This window comes from Flavobacterium daejeonense DSM 17708 (genome assembly GCF_000425425.1).
In the GTDB taxonomy this organism is placed as follows: Bacteria; Bacteroidota; Bacteroidia; order Flavobacteriales; family Flavobacteriaceae; genus Flavobacterium; species Flavobacterium daejeonense.
The window spans coordinates 67,569-79,837 of record NZ_AUDK01000023.1 but is presented as its reverse complement, the minus strand read 5'-3'; the positions used below and the strand labels follow the sequence as shown (position 1 = coordinate 79,837).

13 protein-coding genes are annotated in these 12,269 nt (G+C 34.4%); 10 read left to right on the top strand and 3 right to left on the bottom strand.

All coding sequences use genetic code 11. From position 1 onward, the window contains the following. The 10 genes from H599_RS20925 to H599_RS0115080 all read left to right on the top strand — a co-directional run. Positions 1 to 1,058 (top strand): hypothetical protein (locus tag H599_RS20925; RefSeq protein WP_026714897.1); only part of this gene is annotated, 1,058 nt, incomplete at its 5' end. An 18-nt stretch (positions 1,059 to 1,076) separates the two neighbouring features. Beyond that, positions 1,077 to 1,526: a hypothetical protein gene (locus tag H599_RS0115130; RefSeq protein WP_026714896.1), complete on the top strand. Its 450-nt coding sequence runs from the start codon at positions 1,077 to 1,079 to the stop codon at positions 1,524 to 1,526. A 608-nt stretch (positions 1,527 to 2,134) separates the two neighbouring features. Beyond that, positions 2,135 to 2,821 carry a T9SS type A sorting domain-containing protein gene (locus tag H599_RS0115115; protein ID WP_026714894.1) on the top strand — a complete coding sequence of 229 codons (687 nt, stop codon included), beginning with the start codon at positions 2,135 to 2,137 and terminating at the stop codon, positions 2,819 to 2,821. Positions 2,822 to 3,112: 291 nt separating this feature from the next. Continuing rightward, positions 3,113 to 3,670 (top strand): M23 family metallopeptidase, encoded by a 558-nt coding sequence (locus tag H599_RS20390; protein ID WP_155960800.1) that lies wholly within the window; start codon positions 3,113 to 3,115, stop codon positions 3,668 to 3,670. 53 nt (positions 3,671 to 3,723) lie between these two features. Continuing rightward, positions 3,724 to 4,281, top strand: a complete 558-nt coding sequence (locus H599_RS0115105; RefSeq protein WP_026714892.1) for a hypothetical protein — start codon at positions 3,724 to 3,726, stop codon at positions 4,279 to 4,281. Between the two features lie 173 nt (positions 4,282 to 4,454). Continuing rightward, positions 4,455 to 6,056 (top strand): rhamnogalacturonidase, encoded by a 1,602-nt coding sequence (locus H599_RS19870; RefSeq protein ID WP_245600528.1) that lies wholly within the window; start codon positions 4,455 to 4,457, stop codon positions 6,054 to 6,056. Positions 6,057 to 6,068: 12 nt separating this feature from the next. Then, positions 6,069 to 7,445 carry a TolB-like translocation protein gene (locus tag H599_RS0115095; RefSeq protein ID WP_026714891.1) on the top strand — a complete coding sequence of 459 codons (1,377 nt, stop codon included), beginning with the start codon at positions 6,069 to 6,071 and terminating at the stop codon, positions 7,443 to 7,445. Positions 7,446 to 7,560: 115 nt separating this feature from the next. Next, positions 7,561 to 8,592: a GntR family transcriptional regulator gene (locus H599_RS0115090; RefSeq protein ID WP_026714890.1), complete on the top strand. Its 1,032-nt coding sequence runs from the start codon at positions 7,561 to 7,563 to the stop codon at positions 8,590 to 8,592. 120 nt (positions 8,593 to 8,712) lie between these two features. Then, the gene (locus H599_RS0115085; protein ID WP_026714889.1) at positions 8,713 to 9,150 is read left to right on the top strand and encodes a CBS domain-containing protein; all 438 of its coding nucleotides are present in this window, start codon (positions 8,713 to 8,715) and stop codon (positions 9,148 to 9,150) included. A 6-nt stretch (positions 9,151 to 9,156) separates the two neighbouring features. Further along, positions 9,157 to 9,342, top strand: coding sequence for a hypothetical protein (locus H599_RS0115080; RefSeq protein WP_026714888.1), 186 nt, complete (start codon positions 9,157 to 9,159; stop codon positions 9,340 to 9,342). Here H599_RS0115080 and H599_RS0115075 read toward each other — a convergent pair. From H599_RS0115075 to nqrE, 3 genes are read right to left on the bottom strand one after another with little or no spacing between them, the layout of a single operon-like run. Next, a complete protein-coding gene (locus H599_RS0115075; protein WP_162174267.1) occupies positions 9,339 to 10,340 on the bottom strand; it encodes an FAD:protein FMN transferase in 1,002 nt (333 codons plus the stop codon). The genes H599_RS0115080 and H599_RS0115075 overlap by 4 nt on opposite strands. 10 nt (positions 10,341 to 10,350) lie before the next feature. Then, positions 10,351 to 11,616 (bottom strand): NADH:ubiquinone reductase (Na(+)-transporting) subunit F, encoded by a 1,266-nt coding sequence (nqrF, locus tag H599_RS0115070; RefSeq protein WP_026714886.1) that lies wholly within the window; start codon positions 11,614 to 11,616, stop codon positions 10,351 to 10,353. 11 nt (positions 11,617 to 11,627) lie between these two features. After that, a complete protein-coding gene (nqrE, locus tag H599_RS0115065) occupies positions 11,628 to 12,242 on the bottom strand; it encodes an NADH:ubiquinone reductase (Na(+)-transporting) subunit E (protein WP_026714885.1) in 615 nt (204 codons plus the stop codon). Positions 12,243 to 12,269: the final 27 nt, after the last annotated feature.

Below are 12,269 nucleotides of genomic sequence, written 5' to 3'. Positions count from 1 at the left end.
CTTATGAATATCTATCTTATTATGAAGTAGAAACTTGTGTGTTTGATAATGAAGGCGGTGTTGCTACCAATGATTGTGAGTGGGTATGTAATTCTGAGTATAATGATTATCCACCAGATCCAGATCCAAATCCAGATCCAAATCCAGATCCAGATCCAGATCCAAATCCAAATCCAGATCCAAATCCAAATCCCTATCCAGGAGGAGGGGATTCTGATCCTGGTGAGGTAGTGGAAACTACACCCACTTGCACAACAACTTGTTTTCCGGGATATGATCTTGTAAATTGTAAGTGCGTAATAAACCCCTGTTTGAATTCTGATTTAAGGCATAAAGTACTTTCTGCTGGAATGACAAATGAGATAAATCAAAGAACTCAACTTATTATTGATCAAAATGGTTTATTGCAAAATGTTAACTCTTTTAGTTTACAAACAATCGAAAGTGGATATGGAGATATTAATTTGGATCGTTATAATTTGAATATAAGTAAGCTGCCTAATGGATATACACCTCAGCAATTGTTCGAAGAGATTAGGACAAATTTTTCAGATTTTGTAACTGGTGGAGATTATTTAGTTACTAAAGTTAGTTTGATGGGTTATTCATCATCAGACAATGTCAAATGGAATTCTAGTAATCCGGTTGGAGCGGCTATGGATTTTGATAATTTTATGGATACCTCTACAGTTATATGTACGGACTATAATTATAATGAAATGAATTGGACTTTTACTACAGTTAGGAGTCAAGATCATCTAGGACATTTTGTTAGTGGTCACCGACAGTTTGGAATTGCAACAAATGCAGATGGGAGTTATTCGTTTTATTTAAGAGGAGCTGATCGTTTAGGTCAATGGATGGATTATGCGGCTAATAGTGTGGGAGACGATGTGTTATTTAACAAAGCTGCCGATGCTACTTGGAAAAATTTGATGGGTAATTTAGAAAAGTTTATTAAAGCAAAAACTGGTGCCGAGGTTGAACCTTTTGACAAAAATAAGGTTTATGCTGAAAGATTTGAATACAATGAAAATGATTGTCCTGATAATAATTAATTTAAAAATGTTTATAATATGAAAAATATCGTTTTTTTGTTTTTACTAATTGCATTCAATGTGTTTTCAAAACCATTAGAATTTAATACTACAACAGATACATTGCCAAGCATTGCGGAGGTTTATTACAACAGACTTGAAGTTTCTACCAGATTACCTCATTTTACTAATGAGTTTATTGATCGCAAAGCAAACGAAAGACCCGAAGTGCCAGCCACTGTTTGGCAGGCTATAAAGGATAGTTTGGATTATGCAGGATTTAAGAATTTAGCGATACAAGTACTTAATAATAATTTTACAGCGACTCAAATGCAACAAACGATGACAGAGTACCAGTATAATCCCTATATTCCAATTCTTCATTTAAAACTTAGAAATGAATTACAATTGGCTTTGCAAGAATTTAATCCCATACTAATGAACCAGATAAATGCTGTTTTAGTCGCTAATGGTTTTCAATCTATATAAAAGATGAAAGAATATAAAGAATTAGATGGTCTTAGGAATTTTAATTTCACAAAAAAAATAAGAATTATCAATATTTTTGTATATATGTTAATTATTTTTTTAAATCACTTTTGTAGTGATTTTGGTATCATATTGTTGTTTATTTATATACATTTTGCTGTGATTTTATTATTTCTAGTATTAGAATTGAGATATATTATCTTGACAAAAAAAAATTTTTTTAAACACGTTTTTACTAATTGGTTAGTATTGTTAGGGTTTGTTATTTTAACATTTGATTTGACTAAAATCTTTTTAAAGATTGATTTGTTAAAAATAATATTAGGAAAGAATTGATGAACTAGTAAATTCCAACTAAGGATTTTTTATAGCACTAAATTCCGCAAATGTCTTTGACTTTTGCGGAATTGTTTTTTATAAAATTGACTGAATTTTATTACATAAGTGTAAATGCCTTCAGGTAATGAAGATGGTGCAAATGTTAACTGGATACCGGGAGGAAAAACCCCTGCTGCCGCACGAATCCTTTGTGTGGCTATCGTAATCAGTTATTTACTGTATTACAAATAAAGTAAAAAAGTTGTAGTGTTAAAAAGCTACAACTTTTTTTGTTTAATCGTTTAAAAAGCACTGAAAAACTGGATGGAACTTATACAGGCTATTTAGTAACTTATGACTGGAGCGGGCAGCATATTATTGCCAAAGAAGCATTAACTGTTGAACTAACATCACAGGTTAATGGTGCTTTTAGGGGGACATGGACAGAGGATACTAAAGAGGCTGTGGATTTACAGGGAATTGTTACCGATACCGAAGTGGTTTTTGACAATACGGCTTACAGTAAAACAGATCATTACAGTGCTAAAAAACCAACGGAATTCCTGTTTAAAAATGCCCGTTTACAAAATGTTGTTTACAAAGACTCGACTTTTTTAGCAGGTAATTTACAACTGTGGTCTGTTAGACAAAATGAGCCTGAAAAGCCCATGTACGTTAGTTTAGTGAAAAAGGGAAAGAATACAGTTGCTGCTCCAGCTGTAGTGGTTAAAGATAATTTAGTTGTCTATCCAAATCCTTTTGCTAACAGTTTTTCGTTTAACCTTAGTTTGAATGAGCAAAGTGATGTTGCAATTACATTACATACCCTAACAGGAACGGTTTTATATACCGAAAAATTAGTGCTCCCGGCAGGAAATCACAGTCATACGATTACAGTAAATGTACCCTCAGGAGCTTATTTCTTAAAGGTAAATTACGGCAAAGAACATCAATCAACCATTGTAATTAAATCATAAATATGAAAAAAATAGTATTTTTAATATTGTTTTTAACAGGATTGTTTCCTGTTTTTGATAATGATGGTTTATATTTGGAGAGTGGCAAGGTGTATGGACAGGAGGATCCTTATGGTAATGAAGTTGTTATATGTAGTGAGCCAGATCGTGTTACAACTTATGAGTATCTATCTTATTACGAAGTAGAAACTTGTGTGTTTGATAATGAAGGCGGTGTTGCTACCAATGATTGTGAGTGGGTATGTGATTCTCAATATTATGATTATCCACCAGATCCTGATGATGATCCTGATGGAGATCCGGACGGTAATCCTGATGGAGATGGAAGCGGCACTGGTACTGGTTCAGGAAGTGGTTCTGGTTCAGGAGGGCGGAGGTTCAACAGGTACTGGAGGTGGTTCAGGAGGAGGTTCAGAAGGAAGTGTAACCAAATCAACTTTATCCTCCCCTGTTGGGACAGCAACGATTTCGTCACTTTTTATGTCTACTAGAACATGTGCCAAATGTTCATCAACACATGGAGGTACTGATTATGCAGTTCCAAAAGGGACAAATGTTTTATCTACTGCTTCAGGAACAGTAGTTAGATCATATTATTCAACGACCTATGGTAATACAGTTATAGTTAATCATGGATCAAATCAACATGGTTCAGGCAATGTTTATACACTATATGCACATGGTGAGAGTCGTTTAGTTGCTCAGGGACAGCAAGTTGATATTAACGAAGTATTGATAAAATCAGGAAATACTGGACTAAATACAACTGGACCACATTTACATTATGAAGTGATAGTGACAACTAAAACCCCGTTTGAACCAGGATTTTTTTGGAAATTTATCAATTAGATATGCACCTTCAGATTTGAACTATTTTTTAAACCCTTAATAATTTTAATACAATGAAAAAAAAGATTTATTTATTAGTCATAATTATTTGTGCAGCGTTTTCCTGTATTTCTAAGGAAAAAAATAATCAACCAGAAAATCTTAAATTTCTCAATACAAAAGATAATGTCAAATTGTTTTCTAATTTAGTTGATACACTTGTAATTTATGATGACAGCTTCATTTTTAGAACTTTAGAAAATACTTTTAATATTACTAATATATCATCTGTTTATAGTGGAGTAGTCCCTACACAACAATTTGTACCAAATGCTATGAATACCAGTATACAAGACACATTAATAACTTATAATACAAGTACAGATAAAATTGTTTTTCACAAAGGTGGGGGAAATACTATTTTAGAAGAAGCAAAAATTGAATCTCAGACTTTAGTTGTAGATAATAATTTACAAATTGGTATTTCAAAGAGCCTTTTTGAACAAAAGTTTAACAAAAATTCTATTCCTGATATTTGTGTTGTGAAAGATACAGAGGGAGGGAATTCATTTGTTTTTACTTTTAGTCAAAATCAATTACAGAATATTTCGTTTAGTGTAACTTATTTTTAGAAATGTTTTTATAGAGTAAAGTACCGCAAATGTCTTTGACTTTGCGGAATTGTGTTGTTTTTTATTAATATTTTTTTAGAGGCTGTTCGAAAAATTACTTTTTGGACAGCCTCTTTTTTTAAGCAAATAGTTTTTTAAACAGGATACTACAGGATGAAGTTTTTATTTTAAAATTGCAAATTGCTGGAACTGATTTAATAGATGCAAATGGTATGAAAAGAGACAGAGGCTTTGTTGGGTTTTATAATTATCACTTTTGTTGGTGTTTTTTATTGTTATTTTTAAACAGTCTTCAGGCGGCTTCGGATACGGTTTTCAATGTTAAAGCATTTGGAGCAAAAGGTGATAATGTTACATTAGATTCAGAGGCTATTAATAATACTATAGCTGCTGCAGCAAAAGCAGGTGGTGGTACTGTTTATTTTCCGGCAGGTACTTATCTCAGTTATTCCATTCGGCTTCAAAGTCATATTTCAATTTACTTAGATCAGGGGGCTGTTATTTTGGCTGCAACACCTTCCGGAGATGTGGGTTATGATGCACCTGAAACAGCAGTGAATGACACTTTTCAGGATTTTGGACATAGTCATTGGCATAACAGCTTAATATGGGGCGAGAATTTAGAAGACATTTCCATTCTTGGCCCAGGAATAATTCATGGAAAAGGTTTGACCAGACATGGACCATTGCGAGCCCCAATAGGCAATAAAGCCATTGCTTTGAAGCTTTGCCGTAACGTGACATTGAAAGATTTTACCATATTATATGGTGGTCATTTTGGAATATTAGCTACGGGAGTTGATAATTTAACGATTGATAATCTGAAGATAGATACTAACCGGGATGGTATGGATATAGACTGTTGTAAAAATGTTCGAATTTCTAATTGTACAGTCAACTCTCCATGGGATGATGGTATTTGTCTAAAAAGTTCCTTTGCTCTTGGTTTTGCACGACCAACCGAAAATATAACCATTACCAATTGTAGTGTCAGCGGTTTTGATCGTGGTACATTTTATAATGGAACTTATCAGCGCAATGAAGCTCATTTAGTTCCCGATAAAGAAGGACCTACCGGCCGGATTAAATTCGGAACAGAATCTAACGGAGGTTTTAAAAATATTAGCATCAGCAATTGTGTTTTCGAATATTGCCGTGGCTTAGCCCTTGAAACGGTTGATGGTGGTTTGTTAGAAGATGTAACCATCAGTAATATTACGATGCGTGATATTATCAATTCGCCAATTTTTTTACGTTTGGGCGCAAGAATGCGAGCACCAGAAGGAACTCCGGTAGGTGTATTACGACGTATCAATATCAGTAATATTAATGTGTTTAATGCTGATTCCTGCTTTGCAACATTGATCAGCGGTATTCCCGGACATGCGGTTGAAGATGTGCGTTTGAGTAATATCAGTATTTGGTATCGTCCGTTGGATGCTGAATCAAAAGAGAATATTCAACAAGAAGTTCCGGAATTCGAAAAAGGATATCCCGAACCACAAAAATTTGGTGTGATTCCTGCTTATGGGTTTTTTATTCGTCATGCTAAAAACATGGAACTGAATAATGTTAATCTTTATTTGTTAGGTAAAGAAACCCGTCCTGCCATGATATTAGATGATGTAGAAGGAATAAAATTTAGAAATGTTACAGCAGCTAAAGGAAGCAATCAGAAACTGATTGAGATGAAAAATGTGAGCAGGTTGTCGATAAAAGACAGTGATTCTTTAAAAGATATGGAGTTGGAGCAGGTGAAAAATAAACAATTTTAAATAATTTAAAATATGAAACAGTTTGTTTTTGGTTTGGTTTTTAGTAGTTTTCTATTTTTTATTTCAAATGTAAATGCTCAGATTGGCAGGCGCTTTCCATCGGAAAGAAAAATAGTCAAAGATCCGGTAACTGGAACGATGCTCACGTTTCTTACCAGTACACCAATGGGCGATTCTAAGATTTATCAAACTCATAATCAATGGACTGCTGACGGAAAATGGCTTGTTTTTCGTTCAAACAGAGTAGCGCGTGAAGCGATGGCTGTTAATGAAAAAACGGGTGAAATAGTTCAGGTTACCGAAGGAGGTTATGTAGGAATGCTAAATGTAGCCCGTAACAGTATGAAACTGTTTTTTATGAGAAAAGCAGGGGATAGCATTTCAAAAGAAATTAAGCAGGATAAATCCGGAAAATTTAAGCCATCATCCATGCAGATTGTAGAAGTTGATTTAGCCAAATTATTTGCAGATAGCGAGACCGGAAAACTTAAAAAAGCATCTTATTATCAACATGTTTGCGGAACGACTAATCCAGAAATGGGTGCAGGTGGCGATTTGGCCCTGGATGGTGATGAAAACTGGGCTTATTTTAGAGTAGGAAAAGAATATGCAGCTAAATATTTGCCTTCAGGTACAAAATTGGAGGAAAATTTTGGTCCCAGAAAGATGGGAGCCGGACCTTCCGGTATTGCAGCGATGAATGTGCATACCGGAGAAGTTAAATATGTGGTTTCAGTTCCGTTTCAGATAGGGCATATCCAAACGAATCCGTGGATGCCGGGTGAAATTGTTTTTTGTTGGGAAACGGGAGGGAAATCTCCGCAGCGTACCTGGACAGTAATGAGTGACGGAACGGGTCTTCGTCCCGTATATCCCGAATCAGAGTACGAATGGGTAACGCATGAAGCGGTGATTAGTAAAGATGAAGTGGCTATGGCAATTATGGGACATCGTAAAATTCAGGGGTTTGATAGTACCGGTACAGCTGTAAGCGGAGCTAATCCCGGTCAGGAGGCAGCCTGGGGACCTTCGGGAACCAGAGAAAAACCTACCGGATTAGCCATTGTTAATTTACGCACAAGAGAAATGAAAATTGCCGGTCAAACGGATTCCGGAAGTGGTTTGTGGCATGTAAGTGGATCACCCGACGGTCGCTGGGCAGTAGGTGATGATTTTTCCAGAAGTATTTATTTAATTGATAGGCATACAAATGAAATGAAATTGCTTTCTGCCGGACATAAAGTCACAGCTTCCGATCATCCGCATCCTACGATGAGTCCGGATGGAACTAAAATCGAAATCCAGTCGGCGATGCTGAGTGAAGATAATCGAAGTATGAATATCTGTATTATTCCTGTTCCGGAAGAATGGTTAAAAAGAAGCTATTGATAAATAAATTTACGGTATTTATGAGTTAAAGAACGTAATGACTAACTTTGTAAGTCGTTTTTTGTTTCGAAAGAAAAAGAAGCAATGCAGATTTAATTCAAGTAGTTAATAATTCATGAAAAAACCTTCTAAAATAGCAAGTCTTACTATAGATGAATTTTCATCTACACCTAAATACCAACAGTTAGTAAATGCTATATTGAATGCCATTAAGCAGGGTGTTTTGAAAAAAGGAGATGCAATGCCTTCTATTAACGAACTCAGTTTTCAATATGAAATTTCGAGAGTTACCATAGAAAAAGGTTATAATATTCTTCGTAAAATGGGAATTTTAGAAGCCTATCATGGTAAGGGGTATTTTATTGCCAATACCAATGTGTCTCAGGATATCAAAATTTTTTTGATGTTCAATAAACTCAGTGCGCACAAGAAATTAATTTATGACGCCTTTGTTGCAACTTTGAGTGATAAAGCCGCTATTGACTTTTATGTGTATAATAATGATTATGCTTTATTTAAAAAATTATTGCAGCAACAAAAAAATGAATACACTCATTATGTAATTATTCCTCACTTTATTGAAAAATCTGATGCTTACCGCAAATTAATAGACGAAATTCCAAAAGACAAATTAGTTTTGGTAGGAAAAAAACTCCGTGGAATTACAGGCGAATTTGCCGCGGTCTATGAAAATTTTGAACAGGATATTTACAATGCTTTGAGCGAAGCCCTGGAACCATTAAGTAAATACCATACCTTAAAACTTATTTTTCCGGTAAATAGTTATTTCCCAAAAGAAATTGTAAAAGGATTTGAGAATTTTTGCTACAACTATGCTTTCCATTTTAAGGTAATTAGTAACCTTGATGATGAAGTGGTAAAAGAAGGAGAGGTTTACATTAATTTGATGGAAGAGGATTTGGTAAAGATTTTAGACAAAATTATCAGTCTGAATTTAACCGTAGGCAAGCAGGTAGGTTTGATTTCGTATAACGAAACGCCCTTAAAAAATTATATTATGAACGGACTTACCACTATTTCGACCGATTTTAAAATGATGGGAATGACAGCAGCTCATTTGGTTCTGGAAAATTCAAAAGCTCATATAGAAAACCCTTTTAAACTGATACTTAGAGGGTCTTTGTAAACTTTTTTAAAATAGGTTTTATGATTTTTTGAAGAACTATAATGGTATATAGTTCGTGATACTTTTTCTGCTTTCGTTTTTTTTTGTTAAATTTATAAGATACTTAAAAAAATATCTATCATGACAGTAAATCAAATATTAAAAGAGAAAGGAAGCGATGTTTATTCTATAGTTTCTACTATTACAGTATTTGAAGCTTTAAGAATAATGGGAGAGAAAAATGTAGGCGCTGTTTTAGTTATTGAAGATAATGTTCTAAAAGGAATTTTATCTGAAAGGGATTATGCCCGAAAAATTGCTCTGAAGAACAAATCTTCAAGAGATACCTTGGTGCATGAAATCATGGATGCCGATTTGATTACAGTAAAACCTACAGATAAATTAGATTATTGTATGGATTTGATTACCAATAAAAGAATTCGCCATTTGCCTGTTTTGGAGGATAATCAGGTTGTTGGAATCGTGTCAATCGGTGATGTGGTCAAAATGATTATGGAGAATCAAAAACATACCATTGATTATTTAGATTCCTATATCGCCGGAACAAAAGCTCAATAAATATTTATGATGACCATTGTAATATCAATTGTTGTTTTAGCCCTTGGAATTGCCGGAATTGCTATTAAATTGTTAGTTAAAAAAAACGGAAGTTTTTCCGGAACATGCAGTAGTAATAATCCTTTAATTCAGAGAGAGGGAGGCGTTTGCGGTATATGTGGCGCTAAGCCTGAAGAAAAATGCAAGTCTTAATTGATTTCCTGTAAAGATTTTTTTAATCCTTCTGAAATGTAGGTTTTCCAAGATCCATTTTCATCATAAATGAAGTACACTTCCAGTTTTAATTCTTTGTTTTTTTCTAAAAATACTTTTGATTGTTCTAATCCCATTACCATAAAGGAAGTGGCATAAGCATCTGCAGTGATGCCGTCATTAGCTATAACTGTTGCACTCAGTAGATTTTGCTTGGCGGGATATCCTGTTTTAGGATTAATAATGTGAGAAAATTTTTGACCATTTTCTTCATAAAATTTTCGATAATTTCCGGAAGTTGCCAATGCTTTATTATCTAGTATTATTGTGGCTTTCAAAGGATTTTCAGCAGTAGGTTTTTCGTTGGGTGTATCAATACCTATTTTCCAGTTTTCATCCCTTTTTTTTCCTTTGGTTTTGAGTTCACCGCCCAATTCTACCAAATAATTATCAATCCCTTTGCTTTCCAGATAATTAGCTAATATGTCAACTGAGTATCCTTGTGCAATGGCATTAAAATCAATTTGGATTTTTGGATTTTGTTTAATGATTTTATTGCCTTCCAGTTTCAACATTTTGTAGTTTACCAGTTGTACTAAACTGTCGATTTTACTCTTATCGATAGTTTTTTTTGGGGTAGCACCAAATCCCCAAAAATTAACCAACGGTGCAATGGTGATATCAAAATAACCATTTGTTTTCTCTGAAACTTCAATTGATTTTTTAAAAACTTCTGCAAAATAATTATCAACGCTAATGTTTTTATCGTTGTCATTTATTTTAGAAATAATCGAATTCGGAACCCAGGTTGACATGGATAAATCGATGATTTTTAAAATTGAGTCAATATCTCTTTTATAATTCTTATTATCAGGAGTTATATAACTAATATGATAAGTTGTACCCTGAGCATTTCCTTCAATCTTGATTACTTCTTTATCAGTACAAGCAGTTAAAAGAAGAAAGAAAGTTACAAGAGGGATTAGAGTTTTTTTCATAGGCTTATTTTTATCCTCCAAAATCATCAAAAGCAATATTTTCAGGCGGCACACCTAGTTCGTCAAGCATTTTAAAAACAGCAGCAGTCATCATTGGTGGTCCGCAAATGTAATATTCAACATCTTCGGGGGCTTCATGATTTTTTAAATAATTTTCGAATAAAACATTATGAATAAAACCGGTATATCCGGTCCAGTTGTCTTCCGGAAGTGGTTCTGAAAGAGCGATGTTATATTGAAAATTAGGGAACTCTTTTTCAATTTCCAGAAAATGATTGGTATAAAAAACTTCTTTGGAAGACCTTCCTCCGTACCAAAAACTTACTTTTCTTTCTCTTTCTTTTTCAGTGTGAAAAAGATGAAAAAGATGGGAACGCAAAGGAGCCATTCCGGCGCCTCCACCTATGTAAATCATTTCTTTTTTTGTGGGTTTGATATGAAAATCTCCAAAAGGTCCGGCTATGTTTACTTTGTCTCCCGGTTTTAAAGAAAACACATAAGAAGAGCTAATTCCGGGGTTTACTTTCATAAAACCACCTGCTTTTCGGTCAAAGGGAGGAGTTGCCAAGCGAATGTTGAGCATGATGATATTCCCTTCAGCCGGATGATTAGCCATGGAGTAGGCTCTGAAAAGAGGAGCTTTATTAATCATCTTTAAATCCCAGATATTAAATCTGTCGTAATCTTCTTGAAATTGATTATCAATTTGATGCAGGTCTTTTTTAAAATCAATTTCACAAGCCGGCACATCTATTTGAATGTAAGAACCCGATTCAAAATCCAAAAATTCACCTTCGGGTAGTTTTACGACTAATTCCTTGATATAAGTAGCTACATTATTATTAGAAACCACTTCGCATTCCCATTTTTTAATTCCTATTACTTTATCCGGAATAATAATTTTCATGTCTTGTTTTACTTTGACCTGACATCCCAATCGCCAGTTGGATTGTTGCTCTTTTCGCGTAAAATATGGGGTTTCGGTAGGTAGAATTTGCCCGCCACCTGAAACAACCTGGCATCTGCACATACCACAGGTTCCCCCTCCGCCACAGGCTGAGGGTAAAAATATTTTTTTATTGGATAAAGTTGCCAATAGCGAAGAACCAGCTTCACTTTCCAGTTCTTCTTTTCCGTTAATAGTTATTTTTACTTGTCCGGAAGGAGTTAGTTTTGACTTAGCATATAAAATGATATATACCAGCAGTGAATTGAACAGCAGAAATATAACTACGCTGCAAATAATTGTGGTACTATTGATGTTTAATATGATCATTTTTTATCAATTTATAATGAAATCCCCATAAAGCTCATAAAGGCAATTGCCATTAATCCTGTTAAGATAAAAGTGATGCCTAACCCCCGTAAAGGAGCGGGAACATTTGAATATCGCAGTTTTTCCCGAATAGCGGATAAAGCCACGATTGCCAGAAACCATCCTACACCAGAACCTAAACCAAAAACACTGGCTTCTCCCAAAGTAGCGTATTCTCTTTCCTGCATAAATAAAGCTCCACCCAAAATGGAACAGTTCACCGCAATTAAAGGCAAAAATATACCTAAAGAAGAGTAGAGTGCCGGAGCATATTTTTCGATAATCATCTCTACCAATTGTACTATAGAAGCAATGGTTGCGATGAACATAATGAAGCTTAAAAAACTAAGATCGATGGCTGCAAGGTCAGATGACAACCATTGCAAAGCGCCAGCTTTTAAAATGTATTTTTCTAATAAATAACAAGTTGGTACTGAAATAAATAAAACAAATATTACTGCCAGTCCTAAGCCGATAGCGCTTTTTACTGTTTTTGAAATAGCCAGATAGGAACACATGCCCAGAAAATAGGCAAAAATCATGTTCTCAATAAAGATGGCTTTTATAAAAATATTTAAATGTTCCATAGTGCATTTTTTTATCAAAACTGTAAT